This is a genomic window from Variovorax paradoxus (genome assembly GCF_029919115.1).
Taxonomy (GTDB): domain Bacteria; phylum Pseudomonadota; class Gammaproteobacteria; order Burkholderiales; family Burkholderiaceae_C; genus Variovorax; species Variovorax paradoxus_O.
On sequence record NZ_CP123990.1, the window covers coordinates 231,692 to 248,436 of the forward strand.

Consider the following 16,745-nt stretch of genomic DNA (forward strand, 5'->3'; position numbering starts at 1 on the left):
CAATCTTTTACGCGTATCCTCTCCGCTGATTTCAAATCGCAAATCTCGAGGAGAGGGAGTCCTTCATGAAATTCAACAAGTTTCCGTTCGCGGCCGTGGCCGCGGGTGCGCTGCTGCTGACCGGCTGCGTGACCACGGACATGCAGATGGGCAGCCAGTCTGCCAAGACCACCGCCACCGGCAGCGCCGCAGGTTCGGCAACCGCAGGCGAAAGCAGCCAGCTCGAGCGCTGCGAGTCGCCACTCGGCACCGTCTCGCTCATCGAGAACGTGAACTCCGGCTGGTACACCATTCTCACCGGCGAGTACCGCCTGCCGCCCACGGCCAACCTGCTGCGCCTCCTGGTGCAGCAGTCGAACTGCTTCGTGGTGGTCGAACGCGGCGCGGCCGGCATGAACGCCATGAACCGTGAACGCGCGCTCATGCAGTCGGGCGAAATGCGCGGTGGCAGCAACTTCGGACGCGGCCAGATGGTGGCCTCCGACTACGGCCTTTCGCCCGAGATCGTTTTCAGCAACAGCGATGCGGGCGGCATCGGCGGGGCCTTGGGCGGGCTGGTCGGCGGCAACCGTGGCCGTGCCCTGGCCGCTGTCGGCGGCAGCATGCAGACCAAGGAAGCCAGCGCGCTCCTGACCCTCATCGACAACCGCTCCGGCGTGCAGGTCGCGGCTTCGGAAGGCAGCGCCTCGAAGACCGATTTCGGGGCCTTCGGCTCGGTATTCGGCGGCCGTGCCGGCGGCGGCCTGGGCGGCTACACGAACACGGCACAAGGCAAGGTGATTGCCGCGGCCTTCATGGATGCGTTCAACCAGATGGTTCGTTCGCTGCGCAACTACAAGGCGCAAACCGTGCGCGGGCAGGGCCTTGGCGGCGGCGGCCGACTGGGCGTGGACGGCGGCGCTGCGCCGTCGCAGACCTCGGCACCGGCGGAGCAACCGGCCCGCCGCCGCAGGTAACACGCGGCATTTGGCATTAAAAAGGCCCGGCGGCTCGCAAGAGCCCCGGGCTTTTTCAATGCGTCTTCGAGCGGATCAGAGCGCGAAGATCTTTCCGGGATTCATGATGTTCTTGGGATCGAGCGCGCGCTTGATCGTGCGCATCATGTCGATGGCGCCCACGCCCGCTTCCGTCACCAGGAAGTCCATCTTGTGCAGCCCCACGCCGTGCTCGCCGGTGCAGGTGCCTTCGAGCGCCAGCGCGCGGCTCACCAGGTCGTGGTTGAGCTTTTCGGCCTTCACGCGCTCTTCGGGAATGTTCGGGTCGAGCAGATAGCCGAAGTGGAAATTGCCGTCGCCCACGTGGCCGACCAGGAAGTAGGGGATGCCGCTGGCGTCCGCCTCGGCCACGGAGTCGAGCAGGCAGTCTGCCAGGCGCGAGATGGGCACGCAGGTGTCGGTGGAGATCACGCGGCAGCCCGGACGGGATTGCACGGCGGCAAAGTAGCTGTTGTGCCGCGCGGTCCACAGCCGTGTGCGTTCTTCCGGCGTGCTGGCCCATTCGAAGGCATTGCCGCCGTGGCCGCTGGCGAGCTCCTGCACCGTCTCGGCCTGTTCCTTCACGCCGGCCGGCGAGCCGTGGAATTCCATCAGCAGCATCGGCTCTTCGCGCAAGTTGAGCTTGGCATAGGCGTTGACCATGCGCACCGTGTTCACGTCGATGAGTTCCACGCGCGCAATCGGCACGCCCAGCTGAATGGTCTCGATGGTGGTGCGCACGGCGGCTTCGATGCTCGGGAACGAGCAGATTGCGGCCGACACGGCCTCGGGCAGCGGGTAGATGCGCAGCGTGACCTCGGTCACCACGCCCAGCGTGCCTTCGCTGCCCACCATGAGGCGCGTGAGGTCGTAGCCGGCGGAAGATTTCTTGGCACGGGTGCCGGTGCGGATGACGTCGCCGCTGGCCGTGACCACTTCGAGCGCCAGCACGTTTTCGCGCATCGTGCCGTAGCGGACCGCATTGGTACCGCTCGCGCGCGTGGCCGTCATGCCGCCGATGGAAGCGTCCGCACCCGGATCGATGGGGAAGAACAGGCCCGTGCTCTTGATCTCTTCGTTGAGCTGCTTGCGCGTGACGCCTGGCTGCACCGTGACCGTGAGGTCGTCGGCGTTGACCGACAGCACCTTGTTCATGCGCGACACATCGATGCTGATGCCGCCTTGCACCGCCAGCAGGTGGCCTTCGAGCGATGAGCCCACGCCGAAGGGAATGACCGGCACGCTGTGTTCGCTCGCGAGCTTCACGGCGTCGGCGACGTCCTGCGTGCTTTCGGCAAACACCACGGCCGAAGGGGGCGGGGCGTCGAACGACGACTCGTCGCGGCCATGCTGGGTGCGCACCGCCATGGCCGTGGAACAGTTGGCACCGAAGCGGGCCTTCAGTCCGTCGATGAGGGCGGCAGGCACGTCGCGCAGATGAAGCTCCGGCAGCAGGTGCGAGGTTTGGGTCGGGGCGTTCATCGGGTGTCTCCTGGAGTGATGTGGGTGCGGGGGGCGCTGTTCGGCCATTTTACGGAGCGAGCACCATAATGCGCTTCGGAAAAAGCCATGAACCCTACGACGCTCGCTGCCCTTGCGGCATTTCCCACACTGCTCGAGGCCCATTACGCGATCATTCCGGAGGCACACCGCCACTGGGCCCCGCGGTCATGGAACGGCGTGCCCAGCGAGGCCTTCACCGCCATCGAACAGCTGTGCCATGTACGGGACATCGAGATCGAGGGCTACCACGAGCGCTTTCGACGCACGCTCGAAGAAGACAACCCCACGCTGGCATCGATCGACAGCGAACCGCTTGCCATCGAACGCGCGTACGGCAAGGCCGATTCGGCACGGGTGCTGGCGGAGTTCCGGATTGCACGTGCGCAGACGATGGAAATCATCTCGCAGCTGAGCGAAGAGCAACTCGCACGCCCTGCGGTGTTCGAGGGCTACGGACCGCTCACCATGCGCAGCCTCATTCATTACCTTTGCAGCCACGACCAGCAGCATCTTGCAGGCTTGCAGTGGCTGCTCGGCAAGATCGACGCGTCCAGGGTCGGGCCGTAGAAAACACAAGAACAGGAGCGCCCATGGGCAACCGACTTTCACAAATTGCCACCCGCACCGGCGACGACGGCACCACAGGCTTGGGCGACAACACCCGCGTACCCAAGGACCACTTGCGCGTGCATGCCATGGGCGACGTGGACGAACTCAACTCGCAGCTCGGCCTGCTGCTGTGCGAGCCCATGCCAGAGCCCGTGCGCGAGCTGCTGGTCGACGTGCAGCATCAGCTCTTCAACCTGGGCGGCGAGCTTTCGATGCCCGGCTACACGCTGCTGAAGGCCGATGCACTGCTGCAGCTGGACAATGCCCTTGCCGAGCACAACGCCGCCTTGCCGCGCCTGGCTGAATTCATCCTGCCCGCGGGCACGCGCGCGGCCTCGCTCGCGCATGTGTGCCGCACGGTGGCACGCCGGGCCGAGCGCGCGGTGGTGGCACTCGGTGCCACGGCCGAACTCAACGAGGCATTGCGCCAGTATCTCAACCGGCTCAGCGACCTGCTCTTTGTGCTCGCACGTGTGCTCAATCGCATGAACGGCGGCGACGACGTGTACTGGAAGAGCGAGCGCATGGCGCGCGCAGCGGCCGCCGATGCCAAAGACGAAGGAAGCCCATCATGAAGACGTTGAAGACAATTGCCCACGCCTTTTCCGTTGCAGCAGCAGCGGTACTGCTGTTGTCCGTGCCCGCCGTGCATGCGCAGAGCGCGGACAACCCGCCCAAGGCAGAGCGTGCCCACACGCTCAATCCGCCGCCGCGCGACAGCAAGGTTGTGAATAGCGTGCAGCGCGGCACCAATGCCGCGGGCCGAGGCATCGATCGCGCGGAAGACGCAACGCGGCGCGGTGTCAACAACGTATCGGAAAAAGCGAGCCGGCCTGTGCGCCGAGTGGGCGAGTCCTTCGGGCGCAAGCTGGCGCCGGGTTCCAGTGGGCGCGCTGCGCCCCCGCCTGTGGGGCCGCAAGGGAACGCGCCCTGATTGGAGCGCCTCGTTCGTGGTGCGCACCCGCCGACGGGGTACCTTGCTCCGCGAATGTCCCCCGGCCTGCGGCCTCCTCCTTTATTTCGCTGCGGCGTGCCCAGGTGCACAGGGCATCGGGTGCTCCGCGCAGCGAAATAAAGGAGGAGGGGCGCAGCCCCGGGGGACATGGGCGCAGCCCCGGGGGACATTCGCGGAGGGGAGTACCCGGTGGCCTTTGCACAAGCCCTGAACAGCAGCGCCAAGAACAATGACGCCCTGAACAAAGCCCTCCATAAGCCCTCCATACCGCACACAGCGATCCACCACAGATGGCAAGAAACATAGAGATCAAGGCCCGCATCGACAGCGTGGAACGCGTGGCACTCATTGCCGCGAAGCTCGCTGATTCAGGTCCCATCGAAATCGCACAGGATGACACTTTTTTCCGCTGCGAGAACAGCGCCGACCGTCTCAAGCTGCGCACCTTTGCGCCCGACCGCGCCGAGCTGATCTTCTATCGCCGCGCGAACAGCAGTGGCCCCAAGGAATCGTTCTATCTGATCTCGCCCACCACCACGCCCGACACGCTGCGCGAATCGCTCACGCTCGCGTGGGGTCAAGCCGGCCGTGTACGCAAGCAGCGCCGGCTTTTCATCGTGGGCCGCACGCGCGTACACCTCGACCGTGTGGAAGGGCTCGGTGAATTTCTCGAGCTTGAAGTGGTGCTGAAAGAAGGCGAATCCGCCGAGGCTGGCGTGGCCGAGGCCCATGGGCTCATGGCGCAACTCGGCATTGCATCCGACCAGCTGGTGCAGGGCGCCTACGTCGATCTGCTGCAGCAGGCCGCCTGAGCGCCGTTGTCAGCACCAGCCCGCGGCCTTGAGCTGGTCCGCGAGCTGCTCCGCTACTTTGGCGTAGCCCTGCGCGTTGGCGTGGATGCGATCGGAGCGCAGCGACGTGTCCGACAGCACGCTCGAATACACATTGGCAACCAGCAGTGCCTGCCCCGACTTCGCGACTTCCTCGTAGAACGGCGCATCGCTCAGCGAGCCTACAGCCGCGCGCATGGCATCGGGTGCTGGCGTGGCCAGCAGCGCGACGTAGGGCGTGTGCGCACGGGCCTGGCTGACAAGAGCTGCGAGGTTCTCGCGCGTGGCCGAGGGCGGCACGCCGCGCAGCATGTCGTTGCCGCCGATGCCGATCAGGATGGCGTCATAGCTTTCTGCAGCCAGCAGAGCCGGCAGGCGCTCCAACGCGCCGGCTGAAGTGTCGCCATTGATGCCGGCGTTTTCGATTTGCCAGCCGGTGAGCTCGCCCAGTTTCACGGGCCACGCCGCGCCGGGCGGTGCGCCGTAGCCGAAGGTCAGGCTGTCGCCCAGGGCGAGCACGCGGGCATCCGGTTTCAACGCTGCAGCAGAAGGCTTGCGCTTGCCGCAGGCTGCCAGGAGGGCGGCTGCGGGCACGCCGGCAAGCAGGTGGAACAGGTGTCGCCGCTTCATGCCGCGCGCGAGCTCAAACGCAGTCGAGGAAGAGTCGCGTGCCTGCATGGCCCTGTTCAATCACGAGGTTTGAAGAATCGGTACAGGCCGGCCACCACCATGACGGCGCCCAGGAACGCGACGGCCGTCTGGCCGCCCTCGTAGCCGCCCACACCAGCAGGCGGGCCCGTCATGAACCACCTCACGAGCATGCCGCCACCCCACAGAACGCCGATGGCACCAATGATCTTGTCGCGCATATTTGATGATGGCGCCTCCAGCGCCTGTTGATCTCTCTGCGCATTGTCCCCAAAGCCCCTCGGGCCCGGCGCAAATCACCTACACGACGCCGGGATTGAAGGACAGCAGGCCGCCCCGATACCTGCGCTTACTTGATTTCACCTGACGGCGACCTGATGTGCTCCGGGCAGACACAAGCGCCACTGACAATGGACTCGTCATCAACACGAAGGAGTTCCAGATGATCATCAAGTCAAAGAGCATGGCCGTCGCTGCTGCGGCACTCGCGATGTGCATGGCAGCGGGAAGCGCCTTCGCACAAGACCGTGGCCACGATCGCGGTCATGACCGCGGTGACGATCGAGGCAATGGCCGCTACGAACAACAGCACCGCCAGTTCGATCGGCACGACAACCGCCGCGGCGACCGGGGTGATTGGGGTGGCCGCGGTGATCGCTACAGCCGTGAGGACTACCGGGAAGGCCGCCACTTCGACCGCCGCGGTTATCCGCAGCCGCACGCCGAATGGCGCCGCGGTGGGCGCGTGCCTCCCGAGTACCGTGGCCGCAACTACGTGGTGAACGACTACCGTGCCTACCAGCTGCAGGCGCCGCCCCGTGGCTACCAATGGGTGGGTGTGGGCGGCGACTATGTGCTCGCGGCCATTGCCACGGGCCTGATTGCCCAGATCATCGTGGGCAACCAGTAAGCAAGCGCCCGGCTCAGGCCGTCACTGTGGGCAGCGACTGGGCGCACACGTTGCGCCCGGTAATGGTGAGCCGCAGGCCGCCGCCGTGCCATTCGAGCCAGTTAAGGCTCACATACGCTTCGATGTCGCTGTCGTCGATGCGGTCGGCCTGGCGGCTTTGCAGCAACTCCACGGTGGCGGGCAATGCCCGTCTCAGCCGCTCGCGCCGTTCGGCGGCGTCGGCCGCCTTGAGGGCGGCCTTGGTTTGCTGTTGCTGCTGCGGGGTCGATGCCATTGCTGATCCGTTCCGGGAAGCCAAGGAATTAACCCGAATGTACGCTCCCTGTGTGAAGCCTCATGCTTCTTTTTTAAACCTGTTGCTCGGAGCGTCGAATACGTTGCATCCGCGCTAGATTTCGTAGTGCGATCCCGTCGCTTCGCCGCCCAGAGCCTTTTCGACGACGGCTCGCGTCAACGTGGGTGCGAACGATTCGATGAACGCATAGACGTACTTGCGCAGGTAGTTGCCGCGCCGCACCGCGAGCTTGGTCAGGTTGATGCCGAAGAGCCGGCCCGCATCGAGTGCGCGCAGCTGCGTGTCGCGCTCGGCCTCGTAGGCCACGCCGGCCACGATGCCCACGCCCATGCCCAGTTGCACGTAGGTCTTGATCACGTCGGCGTCCATGGCCGACAACACGATGTTGGGTGCGAGCCCGCGCTGCGCAAACGCCTCGTCGATGCGCGAGCGGCCGGTAAAGCCGGTGTCGTAGGTAATGAGCGGAAAGCGCGCGAGTGCCTCGAGCGTCAGCGGCGCGTCGAGCAGCGCATGGCCCGGCGGCACCACCACAGAGTGCGTCCAGCGGTAGCAGGGCAGGGCCACTAGCTGGGGGTAATCGCCGAGCGCTTCGGTTGCAATGCCCACGTCGGCTTCGCCCTCGATCAGCATCTGCGCGATCTGCTTGGGCGAGCCCTGGTGCAGGTGCAGCTTCACGTTGGGAAACTGCGCGCGAAATTCCTGCACCGCCACCGGCATTGCATAGCGCGCCTGCGAGTGCGTGGCCGCCACCGAGAGCAGCCCGCTCTGCTGTGCCACGAACTCCTGTCCCGCATGCCGCAGGTTGCTGCTCTCCATCAGCATGCGCTCGATGATCGGCAGCACATGGCCGCCCGGCTCCGTGAGCCCGGTGAGCCGCTTGCCGGCGCGCACGAACAGCTCGATGCCCAGTTCTTCCTCCAGTTCGCGGATCTGCCGGCTCACGCCCGGCTGGGAGGTGTGCAGCGTGTTGGCAACCTCGGTCAGGTTGAAGCCGCAACGAACGGCCTCGCGTACCGAGCGCAGTTGTTGGAAGTTCATCTGGCGCGAAGGGATCGGAAGAGGAAGACAGGGAAACGGAAAGTGGCCCCGAGAAGGCCGCCCGGCGATTCTCGGCAGAAGCGCTTATGCGGGGAACGATGCGTTTGTTGGTTTCACATGAGCAAATCATCTTTGCGGACCTGCTGCATTGCGTCCGCAGGTTGATTTGCAATTTCGCACGCATGTGCTAAAGTTCCCCGCATGGACGCCAAGACCCAGAAAAGCGAACTCACCCGCACCGCCATCATCGGTGCGGCGATGGACGTTGCGCTGACCGAGGGGCTGGAAGCCATCACGCTCCAGGCCGTGGCCAGCCGCCTGGCGCTGTCCAAGAGCGGCGTGTTCTCCCGCGTGGGCTCGCGCGAGGCGCTGCAGAAGGCCGTCATCGAAGAGTACGGCCGCCGCTTCCTTGCCGACGTGTTCGTGCCCGCCATGCAAAAGCCCAAGGGCCTTGCGCGGCTCAATGACATTGTCGACCGCTGGATTGCCCGCACCCGCGACATCGAGGCCGAAACCGGCTGCATCTACACGGCGGGCGCTTTCGAATACGACGACCGCGAAGGTGAGCTGCGCGACCTGCTGTTCAGCGAGATCACCCGCTGGCGCGCCGCGCTGCGCCGCACGGTGCTGCAGGCGGTCGACACCGGCGAACTCCGCGCCGACACCGATGCCGGGCAGGTGGTCAGCGAAATCAACGGCCTCATCATCGGCCTTCTGCACGACGCGCGCTTTCTGCGCGACCCACAGGCCGCCGAGCGCGCCATGCGCACCTGGCAGAGGCTACTTTCCAGCTACCGCGCCTGAGCCATCGGGCGAGCAGTTTCTTTCGTCTTTCTTTGTCTTAATTTCGCACAGTCGTGCGATAAAAAGGAGAAGCACCATGCTGATCATCGCCCTCTGCCTTGCCGTCTACGTGGGCGCCATCGGCGCCGAAACTGTTCGCGATGCACTGCGCAGCCTGCCGCGCAGCAACGACGACTGGGTCTGGTTCTGAACGCGGGGGGCCATCGAATGACAAGCACCAGCAGCACCTCCGCGGCAACGCATGCCGCGCAATCGAACTACTACCGCGCGAGCCGCCTGATGCGCGCAGTGCGCCTCGGCCTGACCGCTTCGGAGCGCCTCTGGCCCGCATTGGGCGTGCGTGCGGCCCATCGGCTGTTCGGCACGCCGCTGCCGCTCAAGTGGCTCTACCGCGCGCAGGCGCCCGGCGCAGGATGGCGGCGCGAAGCCTGGAGTTTCGAGAACGCGAGCCTCGGGCTTTATCACCTCGCCACGCAGGATTCAGGCGCGGAATCCGCTCCCCTCGTGCTGCTGGTGCACGGCTGGGGCGGCCACGCGGGGCAGATGCTGACCCTGGCGGAGGCCGTGGCCCGCGAGGGCCTCCGGCCGGTGCTGCTCGAGCTGCCGGCCCATGGCCGCAGCGCCGGCATGATGAGCAACGCGCCGCAGTTCGCCCGTGCCATCTCGTACGTGGTGTCGAGGCTGGTCGCAGACGGACATGCAATCCGCGCAGTGGTGGCGCATTCGATGGGCGCCAATGCGCTCGGGGTGGCCGCTGCGCAGGGCCTGCTCGCCGAGCGGCTGGTGCTGCTCGCCCCACCGGCTTCGGCGCGCGAATTCACACGCTACTTCGCGCACACATTCGGGCTGAGGGAGACAACGCGGCTCGCCATGCAGCGGCTGTTCGAGGCGCAGGAAGGCTTCTTGATGGCGCAGCTCGAGCCGCCCGCCGTCGGGCCGCGCATCGTGCAGCCGACGCTGATCGTGCATGACCGGGACGACCGCGTGAACCGGTTCGCCGACGCGGAGGCCTACCGCGATGCAATCAAGGGGGCGCAGCTGGTGGCCACGCAGGGGCTGGGGCACCGCCGCATCCTCAAGGAGGAGGGCGTGGTCCAGCAGGTGACGCGCTTCATTGCGCGTGGGGACTGACCGAAAGCCGCAGGCCGTGCGGGTTGCGCGGCCCGCAAGGCAGGCGCTCAGCGCGCCGGCGTGGGCGAGGCGTCGGGCAGTTCGATCTTGATGTCGAGCACTTCGAGGTCGTCCTGCTTTTCCAGGTGAACCTTGATGTCCTCGGCATTGATCTTCACGTATTTGGAGATCACCGCCATCAGCTCGCGCTGGAGGTCGGGCAGGTAGTCGGGGCGCTTCTTGCCGCTGAGGCTGGACCGCTCGTGCGCGAGGATGATCTGCAGCCGCTCTTTGGCGACGCTGGCCGTCTTCTTCTTTTCGCCGAGCAGGAACGAGAAAAAGGACATGGCCTACTTGCCTCCAAAGATTCGCTTGAAGAAGCCCGGCTTTTCCGCATCGACGAAGCGCATCGGGCGGTCTTCGCCCAGGAAGCGCGCGACCACGTCGCTGTAGGCCTTGGCCACGTCGGTGTCCTTGTCGTGGATGGCAGGCACGCCCTGGTTGGATGCCTGCAGCACGCTTTCGGATTCGGGAATGACGCCGATCAGCTTGATGCGCAGGATGTCCTGGATGTCTTCCAGCGAGAGCATCTGGCCGCCGGCCACGCGGTTGGGGTTGTAGCGGGTGATCAGCAGGTGCTCCTTGATGGGGTCGCCGCCTTCCTTCGCCCGCTTGGTCTTGCTGCTCAGCATGCCCAGGATGCGGTCGGAGTCGCGCACCGAGGATACCTCGGGGTTGGTCACCACCAGCGCCTCGTCGGCAAAGTGCATGGCCATCATCGCGCCGGTTTCGATGCCCGCGGGCGAGTCGCAAACGATGTAGTCGAACTCCATGGCGGCCAGGTCGTTCAGCACCTTTTCAACGCCTTCTTGCGTCAGGGCTTCCTTGTCGCGCGTCTGCGAGGCGGCCAGCACGAAGAGGTTGTCGCATTGCTTGTCCTTGATGAGCGCCTGGCTCAGGTTGGCTTCGCCCTGGATCACGTTGATCAGGTCGTACACCACGCGGCGCTCGCATCCCATGATCAGGTCGAGGTTGCGCAGGCCCACGTCGAAGTCGATCACCGCCGTCTTCTTGCCCGCGAGCGCGAGGCCCGACGCAAAGCTGGCGCTCGTCGTGGTCTTGCCGACGCCGCCCTTGCCTGAGGTCACCACCACAATTTTGGCCATGGCCATTCCTTCTTGTTTCGATTCGGTTGTTGGTTTTTAAGATTCGCCGCGTGCCCGGTCAGGGAATCGCGTCGATCACTAGCTTTTTGCCATCGAGGCGTATTTGCGCAGGCTTGCCGAGCACGGGGTCGGGCAGCGGCACTTCGTTGGTGCGGTAAATGCCCGCAATGGCCACCAGCTGCGCTTCCATGCAGGTCGAGAAAATGCGCGCCTCGGTGTTGCCGCGGGCGCCGGCAATCGCCTTGCCTCGCAGCGGCGCATACACGTGCACGTTGCCGTCGGCGATGACTTCGGCGCCAAAGCTCACCACTGCGGTCACCACCACGTCGCCGCCGCGGGCGTAGACCTGCTGGCCCGAGCGCAGCGGCTTGTCGATCACCAGGGTGCCATTGGCGGGCACCGGCACTTCGCGCACGATTTGCGGGGCCTCGCTGGCAGTGGTTGCGGGCGCGGCTGGCGGGGCCGGGGCGCGCGGCGCGGGCGCCACCGGCATGGCCGTCAGCGAGAGGCCGGCCGCGCGGGCCGCGGCATTCTGGGCGTCGTTGCCCCCGCGCACCGCAATGGGTTGCGTCTGGTGGCGCGCCAAGAGGCCGCGCAGCGCCGCAAAGTCGAGCTCGGCGGGTTCCTCGCCGCTCTCTTCGTCGGGCTGCAGCTGCGAGAGGTCGATGACCACCGGCTCCTGCTCGAAGAAATCGGGCGAGTCGGCCAGTTGCGCATCGAGTGCCTCGGCCAGCACGGCCAGGTCGGCCGTCTTGAGGATCACTGCAATCAGCGGCAGCGTGGCGCTTTTGAATTCGAAAACCGCCTTGGTGCGCGCGGCGGAGACATCGGCCATTGGAAAACGTCGGTGCGAAAAGCGTTGGAGTCTAACGGGCGCGGGCTTCGGGCCGGCGACCGGCCCCTGCATCAATCACCCGCAACAACACTTCTTGCACGGCGTTTCACTTTCAAGGCGCTCAGGCGTTGCGCGATCGGCCGAGCAATGCGTAAAGAATGATCGCGCCGAAAGTGGCGGTTCCGATGCCGCCCAGAGCAAAGTCGCCGAACTTCAAGGTGAAGTCGGCGGTGCCGATGATCAGCGTGATCGCGGCCACGATCAGGTTCTTGTTCTGCGAGAAGTCGACCCGGTTATCGACCCAGATCTTGGCGCCTGCAATGGCAATGAGGCCGAACACCACGATGCTCACGCCGCCCATCACCGGCAGCGGAATTGCCTGGATCAGCGCGCCGAACTTCGGGCTGAAGCCCAGCACCAGCGCAATGACCGCGGCCACCACGAACACCGCCGTCGAATAGATGCGCGTGGCCGCCATCACGCCGATGTTCTCGGCATAAGTGGTGACGCCCGTGCCGCCGGCCGCGCCGCTCACCACCGTGGCAATGCCGTCGCCGATGAAGGCGCGGCCTATGTAGGGGTCGAGATTGCGGCCCGTCATGGCCGTGACCGCCTTCAGGTGGCCGAGGTTTTCCGCCACCAGGATGATGGCCACGGGAGCGATGAGAAGCATGGCGTTGGCCGTGAACACCGGCGCGGTGAAGGTCGGCAGGCCGAACCACGCCGCATTGGCGATGCCGCTCAGGTCCACCGGCTTGCCCAGCCCCATGCCGTTGGTCAGCGCCGCATACACCACCGTCGCCAGGATGAGCCCGACCAGGATCAGCAGGCGCTGCAGCATGCCGCGCGTGAACACCGCCACCAGTCCCACGCAGAGAAAGGTCACGGCCTGCATCCAGGCGTCGAAGTTGCCGGCGGCCATGTTCTTGACCGGGACGCTCGCCAGGTTGAGCCCGATCACCGCCACCACGGCCCCGGTAACCACCGGCGGCATGAAGCGTTCGATCCACCCCGTGCCAACGGCCTGCACGATGGCGCCGATGAGGATGTAGATCACCCCGCACGCCACGATGCCGCCCAGCGCCACCGCAATGTTGGTATTGGGGCCCTTGCCCGCATAGCCGCTGGCTGCAATGACCACGCCGATGAAAGCGAAGCTCGAGCCCAGGTAGCTGGGTACCTTGCCGCCCGTCACCAGGAAGAAGATGAGCGTGCCGATGCCGCTCATCAAAATGGCGATGTTCGGGTTGAAGCCCATGAGGATGGGCGCCAGCACCGTGGCGCCGAACATCGCAATGACGTGCTGCACGCCCATGGCGCCGGTCTGCAGCCAGGGCAGGCGTTCGTCGGGCGCGACCACGCTGCCCTCGGTGGCGGCGACTTCGCGCCAGCTGAATAGATTGCTCATGAGTGGTTATCTCCTCGATGGTTTTATGTGCCCGGTGGGCTTCTTTCGGCCGCTCTTCAATCGCTAGCGCGGCGGCAGCACCGCCATTGTGATGCGCGAGACGCAGGTCAGGTCGCCGGCATCGTTGGTCATGTCGATCTGCCACACCTGCGTGGTGCGCCCGCGGTGCACCGGCCGTGCCGTGCCGGTGACCCAGCCGCTGGTGGCCGAGCGAATGTGGTTGGCGTTGATGTCCAGGCCCACCGCCCGGTCGCCTTCGGGGGCGGAGTAGTGCGCGCCGCATGAGCCCAGCGTTTCGGCCAGCACCACCGACACGCCGCCGTGCAAGATGCCGTAGGGCTGGCGCGTGCGCTCGTCCACCGGCACGCGGGCGCGGATGAAGTCGTCGCCCACCTCCAGGAATTCCATGCCCAGCGTGGAAACGGCGGTGTTGACGTGGTTGCGGGTCAGCTCTTCGACCGAGATCTCTTTCTTCCAGATTCGCATTCGTTTTCTCCAGTACGGATGTGCTGGAAACTATAGCGATGGCGGCTGACAATGGCAGTCTCCTTTGCGTGCTAACTTGCTGCGATGAAGCACCCTCTCAGACGCTGGCTGGCCGGCATTGCCGTGGTCCTGTTGATCGGGGCCGGGGTGCTGGTATGGGTGGTGAGCACCCGCTTGCCCAGCGACGAAGAGGTGGCGGTACGAATTTCCGAAGCCTTCGAGAAGCGCTTTGGCGTCGGCCTCAAGGTGGGCGGTGCGCATTGGTCGCTGCTGCCGGCGCCGGTGCTCGTGCTTTCCGACGTTTCTACCGACCAGCCCCGCCCGATCACGCTGCGCCGCATCACGGTGCAGCTCAAGCTCAGGGAACTGCTCGGCCGGGTCGTCGCCGTGGACGAAGCCGAGATCGAAAGCCTGGTGCTGCCGCGCGAATCGTTTCGCGCGTTTCGCGGCAAGGAGCCCAAGCCGAAGGAGGCCGGCAACATCGTCGCGTTGCCTTCGCCCTGGACGCTGGCCCCCGTGCCGCTCGAAAAGCTGCGCTGGCGCGACGTCGTCTGGATCGACCGGCGCGACATTGCGCTGGCCTACGACGGAGAGATCAGCTTCGACGCCAACTGGCGCCCGCGCCAGGCGCGCCTCGAACGCGCCGGCGCATCGCCTCCCGCCCGCTTGCGCCTTGACCGCGCGGCCGCAGGGCAAGACCGGTGGCGCACCCGCATCGACGTGGGCGGCGGCACGTGGAACGGCGTCACCCTGCTGGAAGCGCAGCCGGAGGACAAGCTGCGCCTGTCGGCCGAGCTGGAGCCCCGGCAAGTCGACATCGAAGGCCTGGTGCAAGCCTTCGGACGGCGCACTGCAGTCGCCGGCAAGGTCTCGGGCTTTTCCACGCTGGTGGCCGAAGCCGGCGACCTGGGCGGGCTGGTCCGCGGCATGCGTACGCGCACCACCTTTTCGGTTCGCCCCGCCACACTCACCGGGCTGGACCTTGCCAAGACAGTGCTTACCGCGGGCACGGACCGCAGCGGCACCACGCCGCTCGACGAGCTCACCGGCACCCTCGAAACGCAGGGCACCGAAGACGGCATCGTGCTGCGCTACACCAACCTGAAGGCGCGCTCGGGCGTGCTCACCGCCAGCGGCAACCTGCGGTTCTTCAACCGCAAGCTGGACGGCGAACTGGCGGTCGACCTGGTCGACGGCGTCGTGGGGATGCCGCTCAAGATCGGCGGCACCGCCAGCGACCCGCAGATTTCACTCACGGGCGGCGCGCTGGCCGGCGCCGCGGTCGGCAGCGCGGTCCTGCCGGGCGTGGGCACGGCCATTGGCGCGCGCCTGGGGCAGCAGGTGGAAAAGCTGTTCGGCACGGAGGCACCCGCCAAAAAAGCGGCCCCTGCACCCCGAAAGCAGGGCGCTACGCCAGTTCGTTGAACTGGATCACGCCCTCCTTCATGACCAGCGGAATGCGCTCGCCTTGCCCCAGCAGGCACGAAACGTCGCGCAGCGGATTGCCGTCGACAACCAGGACGTCGGCGAGCGCACCCGGCACCAGGCGGCCCAGGCGCTCCGGCAGGCCCAACACTTCGGCGCCGATGACGGTGGCACTGGCAATGGCCTCGGCGGGCGATAGCACCTCGGCACGCAGGCGAAACTCGTCGCTCTGCAGCCGCTGCGATTCGCCCAGCAGGTCGGAGCCGAAGCCCATCTTCACGCCCGCCGCCTTGTAGATCTCCAGCGAGCGCAGGCCCGCCTCGCGCACGTCGGCCACCTTGGCGACGCTCTCCTTGGGCAGGCCGAAGCTCTCACCCTCGTTGGCCAGCGCGTCGTAGGTAACCAGCGTCGGCACCGCGTAGGCGCCCATTTGCGCCATGAGAGCCGCGGTGGGCGCGTCGACCAGGTTGCCGTGCTCGATGGTGCGCACGCCGCAGCGCACGGCCCTGGCAATGGCCTCCGCGGTGTAGGCATGGGCCAGCACATAGGTGCCGCGCGCCCGCGCTTCCTCGACGATGGCGCGGATCTCGTCCTCGCTGTAGCCGAAAGCGCCAACGGGGTCGGTCGGCGAGGCCACGCCGCCCGAGGCCATGATCTTGATCTGATCGGCGCCCATCTGCAGCTCTTCGCGCACCGCCCGGCGTACGGCGTCGACGCCGTCGACCACGCGTGCCAGCGCGCCCACCCGCACGCAGGTCGGGCAGGGGGCGTTGGGGTCGAGAAAATCGGAGCGCGCCCGCATGTCGCCGTGACCGCCCGTCTGGCTCAGTGCGCGGCCCGAGACGAACAGGCGCGGCCCCTGGGCCAACCCCGATTCGACCGCCTGCTTGAACGCGAACCCCGCGCCGCCCGCATCGCGCACCGTGGTGAACCCGCGGCGCAGCATTCCGCGCAGCATGGGCACGCTGCGCAGCGTAATGAGCACGTTCGGCATGTGCACCTGCCGCGCAAGGTTGAGCTCCACCGCAATCACGTGCACGTGCAGGTCGATGAGGCCCGGCATCAGCGTCTTGCCCTTCAGGTCGATGACCCGCGCCGCCTTGCTCTGGAGCGGCTTGTCGGAGACCTCGCGCACCACCCCGCCCTCGACCAGGAGGTCGTGGCCTTCCAGCAGCTCGGCGCGCAGCGGATCGAGCAGGGAGGCGTTCTTGAAAAGCACCGCGTCGGTCATGCCAGGGGCTCCTTGGTGTGTTGCGCCATTACGGCCGGCACCGCCAGTTGCGCGAACACGCGCGCGAGCTCGACGTGCCCGGCGCCGTACCAGTTCTCTTCATGCAGCATGTTGAGCGTGCCCAGTGTTTCGCCGCGCCAGCGCAGCGGAATGTTCAGCACGCTGCGGCAGCCCAGCGAAATGATGAGTTCGTGGTCGTAGAAGACGTCGCGCAGGTCGTCGGCGTTGCGGCCGATGTAAGGCAGGCCACGCTGCATCACCTGCTGCATCCACGGCGAGTCGGTAACCGGCTTGCGGCCGCCCACCGGGTAGGCCTCGCGCATGTTGGTGTACACGCGCTCCGACTCCCGCGCCTCCCGGTGGTGCACCAGGATGGTGAAGAGCCGGTGGCCGATGGTTGCGGCCACCGCCTTCTCGAGCGCGTCGAAGGTGGCCTGGGGTTGCTGCGTGTCGGCGTGGGCGCGTGCGACGGCCGACAGCGACTCATCGAATGGCTTGGGTTGCATGGATGTCTTGGG

At 66.4% G+C, this 16,745-nt stretch carries 21 protein-coding genes; 9 read left to right on the forward strand and 12 right to left on the reverse strand.

All coding sequences use genetic code 11. The features are described from left to right. Positions 1 to 65 precede the first annotated feature (65 nt). Positions 66 to 956, forward strand: a complete 891-nt coding sequence (locus QHG62_RS01080) for a CsgG/HfaB family protein (RefSeq protein ID WP_281148977.1) — start codon at positions 66 to 68, stop codon at positions 954 to 956. Between the two features lie 75 nt (positions 957 to 1,031). On the opposite strand, the gene QHG62_RS01085 is transcribed toward QHG62_RS01080, so the two are convergent. Continuing rightward, positions 1,032 to 2,456, reverse strand: a complete 1,425-nt coding sequence (locus tag QHG62_RS01085) for an FAD-binding oxidoreductase (RefSeq protein WP_258503188.1) — start codon at positions 2,454 to 2,456, stop codon at positions 1,032 to 1,034. A gap of 87 nt (positions 2,457 to 2,543) precedes the next feature. On the opposite strand from QHG62_RS01085, the gene QHG62_RS01090 reads away from it, so the two are divergent. From QHG62_RS01090 to QHG62_RS01105, 4 genes are all read left to right on the forward strand, one after another. Then, positions 2,544 to 3,044, forward strand: coding sequence for a DinB family protein (locus tag QHG62_RS01090; RefSeq protein ID WP_281148978.1), 501 nt, complete (start codon positions 2,544 to 2,546; stop codon positions 3,042 to 3,044). A 23-nt stretch (positions 3,045 to 3,067) separates the two neighbouring features. Continuing rightward, positions 3,068 to 3,661: a cob(I)yrinic acid a,c-diamide adenosyltransferase gene (locus tag QHG62_RS01095; protein ID WP_281148979.1), complete on the forward strand. Its 594-nt coding sequence runs from the start codon at positions 3,068 to 3,070 to the stop codon at positions 3,659 to 3,661. Next, entirely contained in the window at positions 3,658 to 4,020 is a 363-nt protein-coding gene (locus QHG62_RS01100) for a hypothetical protein (RefSeq protein WP_281148980.1), read from the forward strand. Before QHG62_RS01095 ends, QHG62_RS01100 begins: the two co-directional genes overlap by 4 nt. A 311-nt stretch (positions 4,021 to 4,331) precedes the next feature. Next, entirely contained in the window at positions 4,332 to 4,853 is a 522-nt protein-coding gene (locus tag QHG62_RS01105) for a class IV adenylate cyclase (RefSeq protein WP_281148981.1), read from the forward strand. Between the two features lie 9 nt (positions 4,854 to 4,862). Here the strand turns inward: QHG62_RS01105 and QHG62_RS01110 are convergent, their stop codons facing one another. Together QHG62_RS01110 and QHG62_RS01115 are read right to left on the reverse strand one after the other, a co-directional pair. Beyond that, positions 4,863 to 5,501, reverse strand: a complete 639-nt coding sequence (locus QHG62_RS01110; protein ID WP_281148982.1) for a GDSL-type esterase/lipase family protein — start codon at positions 5,499 to 5,501, stop codon at positions 4,863 to 4,865. Positions 5,502 to 5,557: 56 nt separating this feature from the next. Continuing rightward, entirely contained in the window at positions 5,558 to 5,740 is a 183-nt protein-coding gene (locus QHG62_RS01115) for a hypothetical protein (RefSeq protein ID WP_281148983.1), read from the reverse strand. Between the two features lie 221 nt (positions 5,741 to 5,961). Between QHG62_RS01115 and QHG62_RS01120 the strand changes: the two genes are divergently transcribed. After that, entirely contained in the window at positions 5,962 to 6,429 is a 468-nt protein-coding gene (locus QHG62_RS01120) for an RcnB family protein (RefSeq protein WP_281148984.1), read from the forward strand. Positions 6,430 to 6,442: 13 nt separating this feature from the next. Here QHG62_RS01120 and QHG62_RS01125 read toward each other — a convergent pair whose 3' ends face one another. Both QHG62_RS01125 and QHG62_RS01130 read right to left on the reverse strand, forming a co-directional pair. Next, positions 6,443 to 6,703 carry a hypothetical protein gene (locus QHG62_RS01125; RefSeq protein WP_126746599.1) on the reverse strand — a complete coding sequence of 87 codons (261 nt, stop codon included), beginning with the start codon at positions 6,701 to 6,703 and terminating at the stop codon, positions 6,443 to 6,445. Between the two features lie 114 nt (positions 6,704 to 6,817). Beyond that, a complete protein-coding gene (locus tag QHG62_RS01130; RefSeq protein ID WP_281148985.1) occupies positions 6,818 to 7,762 on the reverse strand; it encodes a CysB family HTH-type transcriptional regulator in 945 nt (314 codons plus the stop codon). Between the two features lie 201 nt (positions 7,763 to 7,963). Between QHG62_RS01130 and QHG62_RS01135 the strand changes: the two genes are divergently transcribed. Then, a complete protein-coding gene (locus QHG62_RS01135; protein ID WP_281148986.1) occupies positions 7,964 to 8,566 on the forward strand; it encodes a TetR/AcrR family transcriptional regulator in 603 nt (200 codons plus the stop codon). A 207-nt stretch (positions 8,567 to 8,773) separates the two neighbouring features. Next, the gene (locus QHG62_RS01140; RefSeq protein ID WP_281148987.1) at positions 8,774 to 9,697 is read left to right on the forward strand and encodes an alpha/beta hydrolase; all 924 of its coding nucleotides are present in this window, start codon (positions 8,774 to 8,776) and stop codon (positions 9,695 to 9,697) included. Between the two features lie 47 nt (positions 9,698 to 9,744). On the opposite strand, the gene minE is transcribed toward QHG62_RS01140, so the two are convergent. The 5 genes from minE to QHG62_RS01165 form a co-directional block, all read right to left on the reverse strand. Then, complete coding sequence (gene minE, locus QHG62_RS01145; protein ID WP_126746603.1) at positions 9,745 to 10,023, reverse strand: cell division topological specificity factor MinE; 279 nt, start codon at positions 10,021 to 10,023, stop codon at positions 9,745 to 9,747. Positions 10,024 to 10,026: 3 nt separating this feature from the next. Continuing rightward, on the reverse strand, positions 10,027 to 10,842 hold the full coding sequence (minD, locus tag QHG62_RS01150) for a septum site-determining protein MinD (protein WP_157611179.1): 816 nt from the start codon (positions 10,840 to 10,842) through the stop codon (positions 10,027 to 10,029). Positions 10,843 to 10,900: 58 nt separating this feature from the next. Further along, entirely contained in the window at positions 10,901 to 11,677 is a 777-nt protein-coding gene (minC, locus tag QHG62_RS01155) for a septum site-determining protein MinC (protein ID WP_281148988.1), read from the reverse strand. A gap of 121 nt (positions 11,678 to 11,798) precedes the next feature. Next, a complete protein-coding gene (locus tag QHG62_RS01160) occupies positions 11,799 to 13,085 on the reverse strand; it encodes a solute carrier family 23 protein (RefSeq protein ID WP_281148989.1) in 1,287 nt (428 codons plus the stop codon). 63 nt (positions 13,086 to 13,148) lie between these two features. Then, positions 13,149 to 13,571, reverse strand: a complete 423-nt coding sequence (locus QHG62_RS01165; RefSeq protein WP_281148990.1) for a hotdog fold thioesterase — start codon at positions 13,569 to 13,571, stop codon at positions 13,149 to 13,151. Between the two features lie 84 nt (positions 13,572 to 13,655). Between QHG62_RS01165 and QHG62_RS01170 the strand changes: the two genes are divergently transcribed. Next, on the forward strand, positions 13,656 to 14,996 hold the full coding sequence (locus QHG62_RS01170) for an AsmA-like C-terminal region-containing protein (protein WP_281148991.1): 1,341 nt from the start codon (positions 13,656 to 13,658) through the stop codon (positions 14,994 to 14,996). On the opposite strand, the gene QHG62_RS01175 is transcribed toward QHG62_RS01170, so the two are convergent. Together QHG62_RS01175 and QHG62_RS01180 are read right to left on the reverse strand one after the other, a co-directional pair. Continuing rightward, on the reverse strand, positions 14,980 to 16,227 hold the full coding sequence (locus QHG62_RS01175) for a metal-dependent hydrolase family protein (RefSeq protein ID WP_281148992.1): 1,248 nt from the start codon (positions 16,225 to 16,227) through the stop codon (positions 14,980 to 14,982). The two genes, QHG62_RS01170 and QHG62_RS01175, sit on opposite strands and share 17 nt — an antisense overlap. Further along, the gene (locus tag QHG62_RS01180) at positions 16,224 to 16,733 is read right to left on the reverse strand and encodes a GAF domain-containing protein (protein WP_281148993.1); all 510 of its coding nucleotides are present in this window, start codon (positions 16,731 to 16,733) and stop codon (positions 16,224 to 16,226) included. The genes QHG62_RS01175 and QHG62_RS01180 overlap by 4 nt, the downstream gene beginning before the upstream one ends. Positions 16,734 to 16,745: the final 12 nt, after the last annotated feature.